Annotated in this window: 16 protein-coding genes; 2 read left to right on the forward strand and 14 right to left on the reverse strand. The window is 73.0% G+C overall.

What is annotated here, in order from left to right; genetic code table 11:
- Positions 1 to 82 precede the first annotated feature (82 nt).
- The 9 genes from NP064_RS10285 to rpsB all read right to left on the reverse strand — a co-directional run bounded on the left by NP064_RS10285 (position 83) and on the right by rpsB (position 8,602).
- Positions 83 to 1,399, reverse strand: coding sequence for a M50 family metallopeptidase (locus tag NP064_RS10285; RefSeq protein ID WP_227569755.1), 1,317 nt, complete (start codon positions 1,397 to 1,399; stop codon positions 83 to 85).
- A gap of 93 nt (positions 1,400 to 1,492) precedes the next feature.
- Complete coding sequence (gene dxr, locus NP064_RS10290) at positions 1,493 to 2,680, reverse strand: 1-deoxy-D-xylulose-5-phosphate reductoisomerase (RefSeq protein WP_227569754.1); 1,188 nt, start codon at positions 2,678 to 2,680, stop codon at positions 1,493 to 1,495.
- A 69-nt stretch (positions 2,681 to 2,749) separates the two neighbouring features.
- Positions 2,750 to 3,304, reverse strand: a complete 555-nt coding sequence (locus NP064_RS10295; protein ID WP_227569753.1) for a DivIVA domain-containing protein — start codon at positions 3,302 to 3,304, stop codon at positions 2,750 to 2,752.
- Positions 3,297 to 4,451 (reverse strand): dual-specificity RNA methyltransferase RlmN, encoded by a 1,155-nt coding sequence (gene rlmN / locus NP064_RS10300; RefSeq protein ID WP_372456381.1) that lies wholly within the window; start codon positions 4,449 to 4,451, stop codon positions 3,297 to 3,299. Before rlmN ends, NP064_RS10295 begins: the two co-directional genes overlap by 8 nt.
- Before the next feature lie 48 nt (positions 4,452 to 4,499).
- Positions 4,500 to 5,378 carry a phosphatidate cytidylyltransferase gene (locus NP064_RS10305; protein ID WP_372456380.1) on the reverse strand — a complete coding sequence of 293 codons (879 nt, stop codon included), beginning with the start codon at positions 5,376 to 5,378 and terminating at the stop codon, positions 4,500 to 4,502.
- Positions 5,378 to 5,935, reverse strand: a complete 558-nt coding sequence (gene frr, locus NP064_RS10310) for a ribosome recycling factor (protein ID WP_227569752.1) — start codon at positions 5,933 to 5,935, stop codon at positions 5,378 to 5,380. Before frr ends, NP064_RS10305 begins: the two co-directional genes overlap by 1 nt.
- Positions 5,936 to 5,981: 46 nt before the next feature.
- Positions 5,982 to 6,731 (reverse strand): UMP kinase, encoded by a 750-nt coding sequence (gene pyrH / locus NP064_RS10315; protein WP_227569751.1) that lies wholly within the window; start codon positions 6,729 to 6,731, stop codon positions 5,982 to 5,984.
- A 91-nt stretch (positions 6,732 to 6,822) separates the two neighbouring features.
- Positions 6,823 to 7,668: a translation elongation factor Ts gene (gene tsf, locus NP064_RS10320; RefSeq protein WP_227569750.1), complete on the reverse strand. Its 846-nt coding sequence runs from the start codon at positions 7,666 to 7,668 to the stop codon at positions 6,823 to 6,825.
- A gap of 46 nt (positions 7,669 to 7,714) precedes the next feature.
- On the reverse strand, positions 7,715 to 8,602 hold the full coding sequence (gene rpsB, locus NP064_RS10325) for a 30S ribosomal protein S2 (protein ID WP_227569749.1): 888 nt from the start codon (positions 8,600 to 8,602) through the stop codon (positions 7,715 to 7,717).
- Positions 8,603 to 8,973: 371 nt separating this feature from the next.
- Here rpsB and NP064_RS10330 point away from each other — a divergent pair, with 371 nt between their 5' ends.
- The gene (locus tag NP064_RS10330; RefSeq protein ID WP_227569748.1) at positions 8,974 to 9,594 is read left to right on the forward strand and encodes a M23 family metallopeptidase; all 621 of its coding nucleotides are present in this window, start codon (positions 8,974 to 8,976) and stop codon (positions 9,592 to 9,594) included.
- Here the strand turns inward: NP064_RS10330 and whiG are convergent.
- Both whiG and NP064_RS10340 read right to left on the reverse strand, forming a co-directional pair.
- Positions 9,572 to 10,528 (reverse strand): RNA polymerase sigma factor WhiG, encoded by a 957-nt coding sequence (gene whiG, locus NP064_RS10335; protein ID WP_227569747.1) that lies wholly within the window; start codon positions 10,526 to 10,528, stop codon positions 9,572 to 9,574. The two genes, NP064_RS10330 and whiG, sit on opposite strands and share 23 nt — an antisense overlap.
- A 23-nt stretch (positions 10,529 to 10,551) precedes the next feature.
- Positions 10,552 to 11,484: a tyrosine recombinase XerC gene (locus NP064_RS10340; protein ID WP_227569746.1), complete on the reverse strand. Its 933-nt coding sequence runs from the start codon at positions 11,482 to 11,484 to the stop codon at positions 10,552 to 10,554.
- A gap of 433 nt (positions 11,485 to 11,917) precedes the next feature.
- Between NP064_RS10340 and NP064_RS10345 the strand changes: the two genes are divergently transcribed.
- Positions 11,918 to 14,983 (forward strand): DUF7927 domain-containing protein, encoded by a 3,066-nt coding sequence (locus NP064_RS10345; protein ID WP_227569745.1) that lies wholly within the window; start codon positions 11,918 to 11,920, stop codon positions 14,981 to 14,983.
- On the opposite strand, the gene dprA is transcribed toward NP064_RS10345, so the two are convergent.
- The 3 genes from dprA to NP064_RS10360 are packed head-to-tail and all read right to left on the reverse strand — an operon-like array spanning position 14,891 to position 18,198.
- Entirely contained in the window at positions 14,891 to 16,288 is a 1,398-nt protein-coding gene (dprA, locus tag NP064_RS10350) for a DNA-processing protein DprA (protein WP_227569744.1), read from the reverse strand. The two genes, NP064_RS10345 and dprA, sit on opposite strands and share 93 nt — an antisense overlap.
- Positions 16,285 to 17,841 (reverse strand): YifB family Mg chelatase-like AAA ATPase, encoded by a 1,557-nt coding sequence (locus NP064_RS10355; RefSeq protein WP_227569743.1) that lies wholly within the window; start codon positions 17,839 to 17,841, stop codon positions 16,285 to 16,287. Before NP064_RS10355 ends, dprA begins: the two co-directional genes overlap by 4 nt.
- Positions 17,842 to 18,198 (reverse strand): YraN family protein, encoded by a 357-nt coding sequence (locus NP064_RS10360; protein WP_227569742.1) that lies wholly within the window; start codon positions 18,196 to 18,198, stop codon positions 17,842 to 17,844. It lies immediately after the preceding gene.
- Positions 18,199 to 18,282 lie beyond the last annotated feature (84 nt).

An 18,282-nucleotide genomic window follows, 5' to 3' on the forward strand; every position in this document is an offset into this window, starting at 1 on the left:
CCTCTCTTCGCGGCCCCCGACGGCACAGACCTCGTCACACGCGCCTGACCTGCACAGCGGAGCAGCGGTCGACGCCCGCCCGTCAGCCGAGCGTGACGGGGTTGACCACGTCGGCGTAGATCAGCAGGGCGCCCATCCCCGCGAGGAGCACGAAGACCCCGTACGCGAGCGGCACCAGCCGGGCCGTGTCGAACGGTCCCGGGTGGGCGCGCCGCCGCAGCCGGGCGATCTGGCGCCGCGCACCCTCCCACAGCGCCCCGACCACGTGCCCGCCGTCGAGCGGCAGCAGCGGGATCAAGTTGAACGCGAAGAGGGCGATGTTGAGCGAGGCGAGCAGCGTCAGCATGCTCGCCACCCGCTCCACGGTCCCGAAGCCCTCGGCGTCCGCCGAGGCGATCTCGCCGGCGAAGCGTCCCACCCCGACCACGGAGATGATCGTGGACTCGTCGCGCTCCGCGGACCCGAAGGCCGACTGCGCCACGTCGGCCACCCGGGCAGGCAGGGTCACCACGACCCCCAGCGTCTGCGCCACCGCGTTCCCGACCACGCCGGGCACGGTGCTGACGGGCTGGGTCTGGAGCTCGGTGGACGGGCTGATGCCCAGGAAGCCCACCTCGTGCGTGACCGGAGAGCCGTCCGGCTCCGTCACCGCCACGCCGTCCTCGTAGACCGGGCGCTCGGCGACGACCGGCGTCACCGTGGTGGCGACCTCGTCCCCGTCCCGCTCGACGACGATCGGCACCGTGCGGTCGCCGGTCTGCTGGATCAAGGCCGAGAGTTGGTCCCAGCCGGTGACCTCGACGCCGTCGTACGCGATCACCGTGTCGCCGGGCTGGAGCCCCGCGGCGGCGCCGGGGGCCGGCTCGTCACCGGTCCCGCACTCGCGCGACGCGTCGGCTCCCGCCGGGATCACGCACTGGCTGACGGCCGAGAGCGTGGTGCTCGAGGCCGCGACGCCGAACCCGCTGATCACCACGGTGAGCAGCACGATCGCGATGAGCAGGTTCATGAACGGGCCGCCGAGCATGACGACGACCTTCTTGGGCGTCGACAGGCGGTAGAACGCCCGATGGTCCTCGCCGGGCAGGATCTCCTGGGCGCTCGCCTCGCGGGCCTGGGCCGCGATCTTGCCGAACGTGGTCCTCGCGGGCGGGTCTCCGACGGCCTCGGCGGTGGGGTACATGCCCACCAGGCGCACGTAGCCGCCCAGCGGGATCGCCTTCAGGCCGTACTCCGTCTCGCCCTTGGTCCGCGACCAGAGCGTGGGGCCGAACCCGACCATGTACTGGCTGACCCGCACGCCGAAGCGCTTCGCGGGGACCATGTGCCCGATCTCGTGCAGGCCGATCGACACCAGGACGCCCAGCACCAGGACGACCACGCCCAGCAGATACGCCATGACACTCCGTTCTCGGGGACCGGGGGCAGACGCTACCCGCAGCCTGTCAGTCGATCATCACCCGCAGGGCTGAGAACGCGCTGGGAGTGGAGGTCAGCGACGCGCGAACAGCTCGTGCGCGCGGGCGCGCGCCCACTCCTCGGCGCCGAGCACGTCCTCCAGGGACAGCGGCCCGCTCGCGCCGGAGTGCTCGTCGAGCACCCGGGCCACAGTGTCCACGATCTCCACGAACCCGAGCCTGCCGGCCAGGAACTCCGCGACGCACTCCTCGTTGGCGGCGTTGAGCACCGCCGGATGGGTCGGGGAGGCGGCGACGGCCTCGCGCGCCAGCCGGACCGCCCCGAAGGCCTCCTCGTCGAGCGGCTCGAATGTCCACGCCGTCGCCTGCGACCAGTCGCAGGGGGGCGCCACGTCGGGGACGCGGTGCGGCCACGACAGGCCCAGCGCGATCGGCAGCCGCATGTCGGGCGGCGACGCCTGCGCGATGGTCGAGCCGTCCGCGAACTCCACCATCGAGTGCACCACCGACTGCGGGTGCACCACGACGGTGATGTCGGCCACCGGCACGCCGAACAACAGATGCGCCTCGATGAGCTCGAGGCCCTTGTTCATCAGCGTCGCCGAGTTGACCGTGACCACCGGGCCCATCGACCACGTCGGGTGGGCGAGGGCCTGATCGGGGGTGACGTCCTTCAGCTCGTCGCGGCCGCGGCCGCGGAACGGCCCGCCCGAGGCGGTCAGGATCAGCCGGCGCACCTCGGAGCGAGACCCCGACCGCAGAGCCTGCGCGATGGCGGAGTGCTCGGAGTCGACGGGGATGACCTGCCCGGGACGCTGCTGCGCCGCGGCGACGAGCGCGCCGCCCACCACGAGCGACTCCTTGTTCGCCAGCGCGAGCGTGCTGCCGGACTCGAGCGCGGCGAGGGTGGGGCCCAGTCCGACCGAGCCGGTGATGCCGTTGAGCACCACATCGGCGCCGCGGGCCGCGAGCCGGGTCGCGGCGTCCGGCCCGGCGAGCACCTCGACGCCCATCTGGCGCAGCCCCGCGTCAGCGCCCGCACGGGTCAGCTCGGCGAACAGCGGGCCGGCCGCGTCGGGGTCCGCCACGGCCACGGCCTGCGCCCCGAGCGCGATCGCCTGGCGGGCCAGGGCGGCGAGGTCCGAGCCGCCGGCGCTCAGCCCGGTGACACGGAACTTGTCCGGGGTGCGGGCGATGACGTCGACGGCCTGGGTCCCGATGGAGCCGGTCGATCCGAGCAGGAGGACGGTGCGCTCACTCATGCGACCCATCATCCCGTGCCGGCGGGCGCCCCTGGGCCACCCGCCAGTGCGTCGCGTCGGCCGCGGCGGTCACTCTGCCCCGAGGAGGACCTCCACCGCGCGCGCGAAGAACGCGTCCACGGGCGCCTCGGCGTACGCGCGACGGCCCTTGCGCCGCCCGAAGGTCGCCGAGCGGATGTCCTGCGCCGTCAAGGGCACGCCCTTGTCGAAGTAGGCCACCAGGCGCTCGCACAGGTCGTCCACGTCGTCGGCGTCGTAGCCCTGCTGCCGTCCGGGCGGCGGCGCGAAACGCTCGCCGTCCGGCCGGGTCAACCGCCCGTACAGGGTGCGCGCCTGGTCGGCGAGCAGCTCCATCCACGCCTGCTGGCCGCGCTCGGCCAGGAACTCGGCCCGCGACCGCGCGACGAACGCGGCCTCGAGCCGGTCGAGGGCGGCGTCCACGGCCGACGTCACGTAGCCGCCGCGCACCATGTCGAACGCGACCGCGCGGATGTCCTTGCCGGTCAGCGCGCCGGGCTGCCCGGCCTCGTACACCGTGCGCGCATGGTCGAAGAACTCGTCGACCTCGTCCGGGTCGTAACCGCTGCGTAGCCGCGAGACCGTGCGGAACATGCCCTCACTCACCCTGTTCCTCCGCTGCGAGCTGGCCGCAGGCGCCGTCGATGTCACTCCCCCGGGTGTCACGGACCGTCGTGGGGATGCCGTGCGCGCGCAAGCGTGCCACGAACTCGCGCTCGACGGCGGGATCACTCGCGGTCCAGATCGAGCCTGGCGTCGGGTTGAGCGGGATCGGGTTGCAGTGCACCCAGCCGCGCCCGCGGGCGTTGAGCTTGGTCCCGAGCATGTCAGCGCGCCACGCGTGGTCGTTCATGTCCTTGATCAGGGCGTACTCGATCGACACGCGCCGACCGGTGACCTCGAAGTAGTGGTACGCCGCGTCGAGCGTCTGGTCGACGCTGTACCGGGTGTTGATCGGGATGAGGGAGTCGCGCAACTCGTCGTCCGGCGCGTGCAACGACACCGCGAGCGTCACTGGGATGCCCTCGTTCGTCAGCCTGGTGATCGCCGGGACGAGCCCCACAGTCGAGACGGTGATGTTGCGCGCCGACATCCCCAGCCCGTCGGGCGTGGGCGCCACGAGGGTGCGCACCGTCTCCATGACGGCCTTGTAGTTGGCCAGCGGCTCGCCCATGCCCATGAACACCAGGTTCGACAGGCGCGTGGGACCGCCCGGGATCTCGCCGTCGGCCAGCGAGCGGGCCGCCCGGCGCACCTGCTCGACGATCTCGGCGGTGGACAGGTTCCTCGTCAAGCCCATCTGGCCGGTGGCGCAGAACGGGCACGCCATGCCGCAGCCCGCCTGGCTCGAGACGCACAGCGTCGAGCGGTTCGGGTAGCGCATGAGCACCGACTCGACCTTGGCGCCGTCGAACATGTGCCACAGCGTCTTGACGGTGGTGCCGCCGTCCGCCTTCATGGTGCGCACCGCAGTCAGCAGCTCCGGGAAGAGCTTCTCGACGAGCCGGTCACGCGTCGCCTTCGGCAGGTCGGTCATCGCCTCCGGGTCGGAGGTCAGGTGCGTGAAGTAGTGCGTCGCGAGCTGCTTGGCGCGGAACGGCTTCTCGCCGAGCTCCGTGACGGCGGCGACCCGCTGCTCGGGCGTCAGGTCGACGAAGTGGCGCGGCGGCTTGCCGCGGGGGCCCCGCGTGGTCGGCGGGGTCAGGTTGAGTGCGATGGGGGTCTTCTGCAGTTCGACGGGTGTCCCGCTCATGGGCACCCCCTCTCTAGCGATCGATGGTCGTCGGGTGCGAGAGCTCGCTCACACGACGGGTTGGAGCACGTTCAGGATGAGGTACACGACCGGGGCCGCCAGCAGCATCGAGTCCACGCGGTCGAGGAGCCCACCGTGGCCGGGCAGCAGCGAGCCCATGTCCTTGAGCTCCAGGTCGCGCTTGATCAGCGACTCGGACAGGTCGCCCAGCGTGGCTGTGACCACGGTCGCGACGCCCAGGAACACGCCCACCACCGGGTCGCCGTCGAACATCAGCCGCAGGCCGACCACACCCACCACGCACGCGAGGACCACCGAGCCGAGGAGGCCCTCCCAGGTCTTCTTCGGGCTGACCGACGGCGCCAGGGGGTGCCGGCCGATCAGCACGCCGACCGCGTAGCCGCCGGTGTCGCTCGCGACGCACAGCAGGATGAACAGCAGCACCCGGTAGGCCCCGTCGGGCATCGCGAGCAGCAGCATCACGAAACCGCCGAGGAACGGCAGGTACGCGGCGGCGAAGATGCCCGCCGTCGCGTCGCGCAGCGCGGGCGCGCCGTTGCCGTCGAGCACCCGCCAGATCACCACGCCGCCCGCGGTCAGCATGAACGCGACGAACAGCGCCTCAGGCCCGGCGATGTACGCCGAGACCATGATGCCGACGTCGCCCACGAGCAGCGGCAGCAGGGGCAGGTGGATCCCGCGCCGGGCGAAGGCCTGCGCGAGCTCCCACAGCCCAGCGCCGATGGCCAGCACCGCGAGGAGGAGGAAGCCCTCCTTGCGCACGAACAGCGAGGCGCCGACGACCGCCAGCATGAGCAGCCCGACGACGGTCGCGACAGGCAGGTCGCGGCCGGCGCGCGGGGTGCGCGCCGCGGGGGGCGTGGCTGGCGGCGCCATGGTGGCGGTGCGGGCGTCGTTCTGGGACATCAGACCTCGAGCAGCTCGGACTCCTTGGCGGCGAGCACGGTGTCGATGACCTCGACGTGCCGCTTGGTCAGCGACTCCAGCTCCTTCTCCGCACGAGCGACCTCGTCCTCGCCCGCCTCGCCGTCCTTGACGATGCGGTCGAGCTCCTCCTTGGCGCGCCGGCGGATGTTGCGCACCGAGACGCGGGCCTCCTCAGCCTTGTTCTTGGCGAGCTTGACGAAGTCCTTGCGGCGCTCCTCGGTGAGCGCGGGCAGCACGACGCGGATCACGTTGCCGTCGTTCGTGGGGTTGACCCCCAGGTCGGAGTCGCGCAGCGCCTTCTCGACGGCGGCGGTCGACGACTTGTCGAACGGGGCGATGAGGATCGTGCGGGCCTCGGTCACGTTGAACGACGCGAGCTGCTGGAGCGCGGTCGGCGTGCCGTAGTAGTCCACGAAGATCTTCGAGAACATCGCCGCGTTGGCGCGTCCCGTGCGGATCGTCGCGAAGTCCTCCTTGGCGACCTCGATCGCCTTGTCCATCTTCTCTTCGGCCTCGAGGAGGGTCTCGTCGATCACCGGTGCTCCTTCGTCTACGTCGTGGGCTGTGCGGGCGCGGGCTGGGTCAGCTCGCGGTGACCAGCGTGCCGATCTTCTCACCTTGGAGAGCGCGGGTGACGTTGCCGGCGTCGGTCATGCCGAACACGCGCATCTTCACGTCGTTGTCCCGGCACAGGCTGATCGCCGTCGCGTCCATCACCGCGAGGTCGTTGACGAGCGCGTCGGTGTACGTCAGGTGGTCGAGCTTGACGGCCGTCGGGTCGGTGCGCGGGTCGGCCGAGTACACGCCGTCCACGCCGTTCTTGCCCATCAGCACCTCCTGGCAGTGCGTCTCTAGGGCGCGCTGCACGGAGACGGTGTCGGTGGAGAAGTACGGCATGCCGGCGCCCGCGCCGAAGATCACGACGCGGCCCTTCTCGAGGTGCCGGATCGCGCGGAGCGGGATGTACGGCTCGGCGACCTGGCCCATCGTGATGGCGGTCTGCACCCGGGTGCTCACACCGGCCTGCTCCAGGAAGTCCTGCAGGGCCAGGCAGTTCATCACGGTGCCGAGCATGCCCATGTAGTCGGCGCGGGCGCGGTCGATGCCGCGCTGCGACAGCTCGGCGCCACGGAAGAAGTTGCCCCCGCCCACCACGATCGCGACCTGGACGCCGCTGCGGACCGCCACGGCGATCTCCGCGGCGACGCGCTGCACCACGTCGGGCGCCAGGCCGATGCCGCCGCCCCCGAACGTCTCCCCCGAGAGCTTGAGCAGCACCCGGCGAGCCGGCTGAGCCGCCTCGTCGCCGCCTGCGGTCGCGTCGTGCGCCACGGTTCCTCCAACTTGCCGGTGATGATGGTCCAGATGTGCGGGTGGCCCCGACCCCAGCGGGCCGGGGCCACCTGCCTCATGCGTGCGTGGCTCAGGCTCCCACGCGGAAGCGCACGAACTCCGTCACGGAACCGCCAGCCTCGGTCAGCACCTGGCCGACCGTCTTCTTCGAGTCCTTGGCGAACGGCTGCTCGAGCAGGACGTTCTCCTTGAAGTACCCGTTGACGCGGCCCTCGATGATCTTCGGCAGGGCAGCCTCGGGCTTGCCCTCGTTGCGCGCGGTCTCCTCGGCGATGTGGCGCTCCGAGGCGACCGTCTCGGCCGGGACGTCCTCACGGGTGAGGTACGTGGGCGAGAACGCCGCGATGTGCGTCGCGATGTCGCGGGCCACCGAGGCGGCGGCGGCGTCGGTGGCGACCAGGACGCCGACCTGCGGGGGCAGGTCCTTGTTGACCTTGTGCAGGTAGAGCTCGACGTGCTCGCCGGCCACGCGGGCCAGACGGCGCACGACGATCTTCTCGCCGAGCGTCGCGGCGGTCTCGTCGACCACCGTCTGCAGCGGGGAGCCGTCGACGTCGACCGCGAGCAGGGCGTCGGCGTCGCGTGCCCCGGAGGACACTGCGACGTCGATGACCTTGTCGGCCAGCGTGAGGAAGGTGACGTTCTTCGCGACGAAGTCCGTCTCCGAGTTGATCTCGACGATGACGCCCGAGGCGCCCTCGCCGTCCGGCGTCGGGCCGACGTGGGCCGTGACGAGGCCGTCGGATGCCGACCGGCCCTCACGCTTGCCCACGCCCTTGAGGCCCTTGACGCGGATGATCTCGAGCGCCTTGTCGGGGTCGCCCGCGGCCTCCTCGAGCGCCTTCTTGACATCCATCATGCCCGCGCCGGTCTTCTCCCGGAGGGCCTTGATGTCCGCGAGGCTGTAGTTCGCCATCAGTGTGTGTCCGTCCTTCTCGTCAGTGGAAGCGAGGGATCCAGCGTCACGCGGACGCGGAGTCGCCCTCGGACTCGGCGGGAGCGGCCTCGACAGCGGCCTCGGTGGCCTCAGCGGCAGCCTCGACGGCCTCGGCAGCGACCTCGGTGGCGGCAGCGGCCTCGGCGCCGGCGAGGAGCTCGCGCTCCCACTCGGCGAGCGGCTCGGCGGCGGCAGCGGCGCCCTCGGCGCCGGAGCGGCCGGAGTGACGCTGCGTCAGGCCCTCAGCGGCAGCGTCGGCGATGACCCGGGTGAGCAGCGCGACGGCGCGGATGGCGTCGTCGTTGCCCGGGATCGGGTAGTCCACGACGTCGGGGTCGCAGTTGGTGTCGAGGATCGCGACGATCGGGATGTTGAGCTTGCGCGCCTCGTCGACCGCGAGGTGCTCCTTGTTCGTGTCGACGATCCACACGGCCGAGGGGACCTTCGTCATGTCGCGGATGCCGCCGAGCGTCTTGGCGAGCTTGTCGCGCTCGCGACGCATGATGAGGAGTTCCTTCTTGGTGAAGGCGCTGCCCGCGACGTCGTCGAAGTCGACGAGCTCGAGCTCCTTGAGGCGCTGCAGTCGCTTGTTCACGGTCTGGAAGTTGGTGAGCATGCCACCGAGCCAGCGCTGGTTGACATACGGCATGCCGACGCGGGCGGCCTGCTCGGCGACAGGCTCCTGCGCCTGCTTCTTCGTGCCGACGAAGAGGATCGTGCCGCCGTGGGCGACGGTCTCCTTGACGAAGTCGTACGCGGAGTCGATGTACGTCAGCGACTGCTGCAGGTCGACGATGTAGATGCCGTTGCGCTCGGTGAAGATGAAGCGCTTCATCTTGGGGTTCCAGCGGCGGGTCTGGTGTCCGAAGTGGACACCGCTCTCGAGCAGCTGGCGCATGGTCACGACGGCCATGGCACGTCCTTCCGGTGCGCACCTGCGGGTGCGCACGTCTGGGCGGGCCCCTGTGCGGGGCCCGCATCTCGGTTTGCCGACCCCGGCCTGATGGCCGGCGTCCCTGGCGCCACGTCGTCGCTGGCGCCGGGCTGCACGAGCCCGGACCGATGCCAGCGCCGACCCCCGTTCCGTGGCCGCCCTGCAGGCAGGGCGCTGGGGACGAGAGAGTGGCGCGCGATGTCGACCGGCGCGGACCGGTCGCGAGTGTCATCGTACCCGACCCGCGGATGCGCCCGGGCTCCACCCCCAAACCGGCAAGGGCATGCGCCCACTCACAGCCGCTGCCGCACCACACACGCGGCGCGCGCCATGGGCCGCACCGTGGCGTCATGCCGCGCCTCACCACGGGGACCACCTCGACGCTCATCGCCTCAAGCCTCGCGGGCGCCCTCGCATCCGGAGCCGTCACGACGGCCCCTTCGCCGGCATCGCCGCTCCCAGGCGACGACAGCGCCCACGTGCGCGTCGCGGATGCCCCTGACGGCTCTCCCCCGCCGGCGGCGGACAGTGGCTCCGCCTACCTGGCGCCCTCCGGCGCGGCCGAGGTGCTGCGGCCTTTCGAACGGCCCACGGCACGGTGGTCGCCCGGTCATCGAGGCGTCGACCTCGCCACACGCGTCGGCGGGGACGTGGTCGCGCCCGCCGATGGCGTCGTCGCCTTCGCCGGGATCGTCGTGGACCGGCACGTGGTCACCGTCACGCACGCCGACGGCAGGCGGTCCAGCCTCGAACCCGTCACCAGCAGCCTGGCCGCCGGCGCGCAGGTGCGGCGCGGCGAGGTCCTGGGCAGGGTCGAGGACGCCCCCGGGCACTGCGCCCCAGCGACGTGCCTGCACTGGGGGGTGCGGGAGGGCGAGGACTACATCGACCCCATGTCCCTGATCGCCGGCGCCGGTCCCGTGGTGCTGCTCCCCCGCCGCACGGGGGTCAGGAGCGCTCCGACTCCGTGAGCTTGGCCCGCAGCCGCAGCATCGCGGCCGTGTGCATCTGCGAGATGCGCGACTCGGTCACTCCGAGCACCCGGCCGATCTCCGCGAGGGTCATGCCCTCGTAGTAATAGAGCACCAGCACGATCTTCTCCCGCTCGCCCAGCTGCTCGATCGCCCGGGCCAGCAGGAACTTCGTCTCCTGCGCCTCGAAGCTGCCCGCCGGGTCCTGCGCGCGGTCGTCGCCCAGCGTGTCGATCAGGCTGAACTTGTCCGTGCGCTCGTAGCCCGCGCCGAGCAGTTCGTCGAGCGCGGCGACGTTGACGGTCGAGAGCTGGGTGAAGACCGAGCGCAGCTCGCCCACGCCCACCTCGAGCCGCTGCGCGACCTCGGACTCGGTGGGCGTGCGGTGCAGCTCGCTCTCGAGCTCCGCGTACGCGCGGTCGACCGCGCGCGCCTTGGTCCGAACGGAGCGTGGGATCCAGTCCATGGCCCGCAGCTCGTCGAGGATCGCTCCCCGGATGCGCGCGCTCGCGTAGGTCTCGAACTTCACCGCGCGGTCCAGCTCGTACTTCTCGATCGCGTCGATCAGGCCGAACATGCCGTACGAGACCAGGTCCGCCTGCTCCACCGTGCTGGGCAGCCGCATCCCGACCCGCGAGGCCACCGCGGTGACGAGCGGGCCGTAGTGCAGGATCAAGCGCTCCCGCACCAGGCGGTCGCCCCCGGCCTTGAACTCGATCCACGCCAGCTCGATCTCGTCGGCGTCGGTCGCGAGAGACCCGTAGGCGTCGCTGTCGTCGGCGGGGCGCACCACGTCCAGGCGACGCTGGTGCGGGAACGCGCCCGAAGCCTCGACCCCAGCGGCGTGCGGCTGCGGGACGACCCCCTCGGGCGCCGTCACGGCGGAGCGGGCACGGGTGGCGAGCAGCACGACGGACTCCGCCTGCGCAGTCATCTCGCTCCTCTTCTCGTCGGGGGTCATGCTCGGGGGTGGGCCTGCTCGAACGACGCGCGCAGCCGTTCAGCGGTGACGTGCGTGTACCTCTGGGTCGTCGCCAGGCTCGCGTGGCCCAGAACCTCCTGGACGCTGCGCAGGTCCGACCCTCCCTGGAGCAGGTGCGTCGCGGCGCTGTGCCGCAGGGCGTGCGGCGCGATGTCGTCGACGCCCGCGAGCGCCGCGACCTCGTGGGACGCCGCCCGCAGCTGGCGCTGGTCGACCCTGCCCCCACGGCGGCCCAGGAACAGCGCGGGGCCGGACGCGTCGACCGCGAGCAACGGCCGCCCGCGGGCCAGCCAGGCGCCGAGCGCCTCCGCGGCCGGGACGCCGAACGGCACTACGCGCTCCTTGTCGCCCTTGCCCAGCACGCGGAGCGTGCGCTCGTCGAGGTCGAGGTCGTCGACGTCCACACCGCAGATCTCGCCGACCCGGGCGCCGGTGGCGTACAGCAACTCGAGGGCGGCCCAGTCCCGGAGGTGGATGGGGTCCGCGTCGTCGGCGCGGGTGCGCGCCACGTCCAGCAGCCGGGCGGCGGAGTCGACTCCGAGCACCGTCGGCAGGTGCTTCGCCGCGCGGGCGCTCGCCAGACGGAGCGCGGGGTCGGCCCCTACCCTGCCGGTGCGGCTTGCCCACTCGAAGAAGGTGCGCGCCGCGGCGCCGCGACGGGCGAGGGTCGAGCGGCTGCGCTGCGCCGCCGCCATGCTCGCGAGCCATCCGCGGAGGACTCCCAGGTCGATGTCGCACAGCCGGCCATGGCCGTTCCGGACGGCGTAGTCGAGCAGGTGCTCGAGGTCGCTCAGGTACGCGCGCACCGTGTGATCGGACAGCCCACGCTGCGTGCGCAGGTGGGTGGCGAAGTCGTCGACGGCGCGGACGTCGTCCGCCGTCGCCCTGACCTCGCTGATCGCTGTCATGTGCCTACCGTGGCCTGTCACACAGTCGGCCCACAAGCGGCGTGGGTCACAGTTCACCCGCCGCACAGCCGATACCTGCCGCGATGTCGGAAACGTTCCTTCTGACGCCCGCGGCCGAGACCGAATTGTGATCTTCGACGGTGATCCACCTCACCTCCGCGGCGTCCACGCGCGACCGCCGGAGCCACTTGACGACGCCGCCCGCTCGCGCGACGGCCACGCCCCGCCGTCGCGAACGGGCGGAGGCGCCACCCCAGCCCTCCTCGTCCCGCGCGGCAGCGGCACTCGCACCCGCCCCCCAGCCGACCAAGCCAACCCCTGCTATCTTCCCAAAAGGGACAAACGGGATAGGGGGCTGGCCGTGATCCAACAAGTCAGAGGGGAACGTCGTCGAGCTGGACGGCGGTCGGTCGCAGCGACAATCGTCGCCTGCGTGGCAGCCGCGATGTTCTGGCTCCCGACGGGAGCCAGCCAAGCGGTGGTGCCCACCCCGGGCCCGACGAGCTCGGTCATCAACGTGAGCGTCGGAGGCGTCCGGGACTCCGCCTCCTCCGTGGCCGGCCTCGCGGGGGTCACGCTGCAGCTCTACGACGGGACCGCCGCGGGGCCGACCACCCCGGTGCCGGACGCCTGGGCCACCTGCACCTCGGACGCCGACGGCGACTGCAGCTTCGTGGTGCCGGAGACCGAGCTCTTCGGCCTGAACCGCGACCGTCGCTTCTGGGTCGTCCAGAGCGGGGCCGCTCCCAACTACGGCATCACCACGAGCCTGGGCACCGGTAATGAGGGCGAGACCTCGACCCCGTACCGGTTCCGCACGGGCGCCACGCTCCGCGCCGGGCAGACGTACACCTCGACGTCGAACTTCATGATCGGCACCGGTCAGACGAATGCCACCGCCTCGGGCGGCATCTGGGCCTCCACCGAGGCCAACCCCTCCATCCCGGCGCAGTGCGGGCTGAACGTCGCGCTCGTCCTGGACCTGTCCGGGTCGACCGCCGGCTCCTTCGACGCGCTCAAGACCGCGGCCAAGCAGATGGTCGCGGCCCTCGCCGGGACGAACTCCCAGATCGCCATCTTCACCTTCGCCACGAACGCGCCGGCGGCCCCGGGCGCCAACCTCCCCGCGACCCCGGTCTCGACCGCGGCCGGCGCCGCCACCGTCAATGCCGCGATCGACGCGCTGCCCACGCCCCAGGGGGGCACGAACTGGGACCGCGGCCTCTACCAGGTGGCTGCCAGCGGCACCGACTTCGACACCGCGGTCGTCGTCACCGACGGCAACCCCACGTTCTACGGGAACGGCGAGGGCCCGGGGTTCTTCACCCGGTTCCGCGAGGTCGAGAACGGCGTGTTCTCGGCCAACACGGTCAAGTCCGAGGGCACGAACGTCACGGTCCTCGGCGTCGGCGCCGGCCTCACGGGTCCTCCCGACAACCTCGCCGCGATCTCCGGGCCGACGCAGGGGGTCGACTACTTCCGGTCATCCGACTACTCGGAGGCGGCCGCCGCGTTCCGCGCGCTCGCCCAGGCCGGCTGCGCAGGATCGGTGACCGTCGTCAAGAACGAGGTCCCCGCGACGAACCCCGCCGGGGACGTCAGCGGCGCGACCCCGCTCGGCGGCTGGACGTTCGACGCCACCGTGAGCGCGCCGCCCGGCGCCGTCTCCCCCGCCAGCGGCGTGACGGCGGACGTGACCGGCGCCCTGTCCTTCGCCGTCGCCGACAACACCGACGCGACCCGGCTGCAGCTGGTGGAGACGGTCCAGGCCGGCTACACCCTCGAGCAGGTCAGCGGGGCCAACGCCGTCTGCACCGACCTCACCACCCAGGCGTCGGTGCCCGTGGAGAACGTGGATGACGGGTTCACCCTTCCCGTCCCCCCGGACGCGGCCATCACCTGCCAGGTGTACAACCGGGCGCCCGCGGCCGCGGCGACGGTGGCCGTGGACAAGGAGTGGGTCCTCAACGGTGGTGCGCCCGTGCCCGAGGGCAGCCAGCTCGAGGGGCTGCAGGCGACCCTCGAGCTCGACGGGGCGTCCACGCCCTGGGGCGTCGAGATCGGTGGGTTCTCGAGCGGGGACGCGCTGGCGATCGGCGAGAGCACCGAGGTGGCGCCGCCCCTGTGCAGCATCACCTCCAGCACCGTGAGCGGCACCGGGATCACCGGCTCCGTCCCGCTCGACCCGACCGCGAGCGTCACCCTGGCCGAAGGCGCGAACTCGTACCTGGTGCGCAACACCGTGGAGTGCACGGCGCAGCTCACCCTCGTCAAGGAGATCAACGCGGGCGACGCGGACGTCACGAGCTGGACGCTCGCGGCGACAGGCCCCGCCGGCTCGCTCCCCGGGCCCTCGGGGACGACAGGCACCCCGGCGGCGACCGCACCGGTCAGCCCTGCGGTGTCGTACTCCCTCGCCGAGACGGGGGGCGATCCCCGGTACGTGCAGTTCCGGTCCCCGGAGGCGACCAGCCCGGCGAGCTGGGACTGCGTGGAGCTCGACGAGGCCGGCGAGGTCGTCCCCGGCTACGCGGACGGCCTGAACGGCGCGGTGACGGTCCCGTACGGGCAGATCGTCCGCTGCACCGCCACGAACGAGGTCGGGACCCTGATCCTCGTGAAGGAGGTCCAGAACACGTCCGGCGGCACAGCCGAGCCGTCCGACTGGAACCTGAACGCTGAGCCCGTCACCCCGATCCCCGGGATCGACCCCGTCTCGGCGCCCGGTTCGACAGAGGGGTTCACCACCTATGTGCGGCCCGACACCGAGTACGTCATCTCCGAGACGGGCAACACCCCTGAGACCGCCGCCTACTCGCTGGAGAGCATCTCCTGCCAGGACGCCGTCGGGAACCCGACGAACGACGTGTCCCTGGACGGGCAGACGCTCGTCGTCTCCGTGCCCCCCGAAGCGACCACGGTGTGCACCTTCGTCAACGTCGACGACCCGGGCACGTGGCGCACCGCGAAGACGAGCGACCCCGCCACGGGGTCGACCGTGAGCACGGGCGACCTCGTGACCTACACGGTGCAGGCCGTGCACACCGGCGGCGCCGCGGTGCTGGCCGCCCGAGTGGTCGACGACCTGGCCGCGCTGCTCCCCTACGCGGAGATCGTCACGGAGCCGGTGGTGACTCAGGGGTCGGTGACCCGGGTCGACGACCGGTTCGAATGGCTGATCCCCTCCCTCACCGAGACGGAGACGATGACGTTCACGGTGCGCATCACGACCACCCAGGCAGGCGTGGACATCGTGAACTCTCTGATCCCCTCGCCTGACGGGCCGTGCGACGACGCGTGCACGAGCGTGGTGCGCACCCCGGGCGCCACCCCGACACCACCGGCGCCGCCGTTCGAGCCCGGGGCGGCCGCGGCAGCGACTCCGTCCCTGCCGACGACGGGGAGCTCACTGGTCCCGCAGCTGGCCGTCATGCTCGCGGCGTTGGTCGTCGGCTCGGCCTTCGTGGTCGAGGCCCGCCGGGCGCGCGACTGGGCCTGACAGGGCGGGCCGCGCCCTGGCCCACCCTGTCGCGGTGCGCTCGGCGATGCCGAGCAGGCCGAGCACCCCTGCGGCAGAGCGCGCCTCGGCCACCGACAGCCCGGCGCGGCGGGCCAGCTCCTCGTGGCTCGCCGCGCCCCGCCGCGGGAGGACGTCCAGCACGTGCCGCGTCCGCTCGTCCAGGCCGTCGCCGGGACGAGCGGACGCGTCGCGCTCAGGGGCGAGGTCCTCGCCTGAGGGTGCGAGGAGCTCGAGCACCTCGGCGGTGTCCGTGACGCACACCGCCGCCCCCTCGCGCAGCAATCGATGGCAGCCCGCCGAGGCCACCGAGGTCACCGGCCCGGGCACGGCGCCGAGCGGGCGCAGCAACGCCGCGGCGTGGTGAGCGGTGCTCAACGCTCCGGACCGCCATGCCGCCTCGACGACGACAGTCGCCGAGCCGAGCGCCGCGATCAGGCGGTTGCGCTGCAGGAACCGGCTGCGCAGCGGCGCGGCGCCGGGCGGCGACTCGCTCACCGCCGCGCCACCCACCTCGAGCGCGCTCTCGACCAGCCGCGCGTTGCCCTGCGGGTAGGGGCGGTCCACACCACCGGCGAGCAGCACCACGGTGCGGCCGTCCACGGCGAGGGCACCCCGGTGTGCTGCGGCGTCGATGCCGTACGCCCCGCCCGAGACGATGCCCACGTCCCGTGACGCGAGGCCCTCCGCCAGGTCCGTCGCGACCCGCTGACCGTACGCGGTGGCCGCCCGTGACCCCACGAGCGCCACCGACCTGCTGGTCAAGGCGTCGAGGTCGCTGTTCCCACGCACCCACAGGCACAGCGGGGCGGCATGACCCAGATCGGCGAGGGACTCGGGCCATGCGTCGCTGCCGGGGTGCAGCAACGTGCCGCCCGACCGCGCGAGCCGCTCGACGTCGCGGCGCGGGTCGAGCGCGGCGAACCGGGGCTCCCACCGCCCGACGGCACGCGCCAGGCGGCGCCGCAGCGGCTCCAAGACGTCGGGACGGCTCTCCGGGTCGACCTCGAGGAACGCGGCGTCCACGCCCCGCGACGCGGCGAGCCGGGCCCAACGCAGCGCTGGCCCTGCCCCGTAGACCCCCACGAGGGCGCCCGCCACGGGGTCGCCCGGCTCGACCAGCGCTGACCACGCAGCCCGCGCCAGCGTCTCGGCGTCGGCGTCCTGTCCCGGACCGGCGCCGTCCGTGGCCATCCGGCCGTGCACGCCACCAGGCCGCCCGTGCTCCCCCGCCCCCGGCGCGGCGGCTTCAGCGGGCTCTCGCGCCACCTCCCGCGCCGGGCTCATGGGGCGCCGTGACCGCGGGTGCGCAGGGCGAGGGCCTGGCCGACGTCGTCGCGTCCCGGCGCCGGGCGGCCGGCCAGGTCGGCCAGCGTCCACGCGACGCGCAGCACCCGGTCGACGCCGCGCAGGCTCAGCGCCCCACGGTCGATCGCCCGCTCCAGGTCCACGCTGAGGCCCCGGTCCGGCCCGAGCCGCTCCCGCAGCCACCGACCGGGCACCTCGGCGTTGGTGCGCCACGGCGTGCCGCGCAGCCTCTCGCGCTGCGCGTGGCGGGCGGCCCGCACCCGGGCGGCGACCACGGCGGTGGACTCCCCCGCGCCCGAGGAGTGGGCCGATCGCGCCAGCGCTCCGCGGGATACGGCGTGCAGCTCGACCTGGAGGTCGACCCGGTCGAGCAGCGGGCCGGACATCTTGGTCAGGTAGCGGCGCCGGCGGTCCGGGGTGCACGTGCAGTCGAGCCCTTTGCCCACGTACCTGCCGCAGGGGCAGGGGTTGGCGGCGAGCACCAGGACGAACCTCGCCGGGTAGCGCGCCGCTCCCGAGGCCCGGTGGATGACCACCTCGCCGTGCTCGAGGGGTTGGCGCAACGTCTGGAGCACCGCGTTGGCGAATTCGGGGGCCTCGTCGAGGAACAGCACGCCGCGGTGGGCCCGCGAGGCGGCTCCCGGCCGCGGCACACCGCTGCCGCCGCCCACGATGCTCGCCGGGGTCGCGGTGTGATGGGGATCCTCGAACGGCGGCCGCCGCATCAGCCCGGCCTCGGCGTCGAAGGTCCCCGCGACCGAGTGCACGGCGGTGACCTCGACGGCCTCGGCCTCGGTCAGGTCGGGCAGCAGCCCGGCGAGGCGCGCGGCGAGCATCGTCTTGCCGCAGCCCGCCGGCCCGATCATGAGCAGGTGGTGGGCCCCAGCGGCGGCCACCTCGAGCGCCGAGCGGGCGTCCTCCTGGCCCACGACGTCGGCGAGGTCGGGGACGGCGGCCCCACGAGCGGTGTGCCCGTCGAGGTGGACCGGTCCAACGGGCCTCACGTCCGACGCCTCGATGTCGGCGCCGGCACGGCGGGCGACCTCGGCGAGGCTGTGGGCCGCGCTGATCTGGGCGCCCGGGACGAGAGCAGCCTCGGCCGCGTTCGCCACGGGCACCACGACGCGAGGGTGTCCGGCCGCGACGGCCGCGGCCACTGCGGGCAGCACGCCGCGGACCGGGCGCAGCCTGCCGTCGAGGCCGAGCTCCCCGAGGTGGACCACGTCGCGCACAGCGCCGGGGTCGAGCAGGCCGGCTCCCGCCAGCGTCGCCACCGCGATCGCCAGGTCGAAGCCGGAGCCTGACTTCGGCAGGGTCGCGGGCGTGAGGTTGACGGTGATGCGGCGGTTCGGCCACGCGAGCCCGCTCGAGGCGACGGCGGCGCGCACCCGGTCCCGGGCCTCGCCCAGGGCGGCATCGGGCAGCCCCACGAGGCTGAAGGCGGGCAGCGACGGGGCCAGGTGGGCCTCCACCTCGACCACGTGGCCGCTAAGGCCGAGCAACGACACCGCCAGTGTGCGTCCGAGGACCACTCAGACCACCCCCACCAGGTGCTCGAGGCGCGGTGCGCCCCCTGGTGGCAGCGTGATCGCGATGACGTCGACGCGCACCGACGCGGGGCGCGAGTCGTGCGCGCGCAGCCATTCGACGGTGAGGCCCCGGATGCGGGCGAGCTTGCGGGGCGTCACCGCCTCGGCGGGGTGCCCGTAGGCGGTGCTGCGCCGGGTCTTGACCTCGACGGCGACGAGCTCCTCGCCGTCGAGCGCGACGAGGTCCAGCTCGCCCCGCGCGCCACGCCAGTTGCGGTCGAGGACCGTCCAGCCGGCCTCCCGCACGTAGGCCTCGGCCAGGTCCTCGCCGTGCTGTCCCACTGCTTGCGTCGTCCGCACCGGACCACCTCCGCGAGGGAGACTCGCAGTGGCGCGGGCGCGGAGCGCCGAGCGCTGCCGCAGTGGTGGAGCGCGTGGGCGCGA

It is taken from the genome of Cellulomonas chengniuliangii, assembly GCF_024508335.1.
GTDB classification, from domain to species: Bacteria; Actinomycetota; Actinomycetes; order Actinomycetales; family Cellulomonadaceae; genus Cellulomonas_A; species Cellulomonas_A chengniuliangii.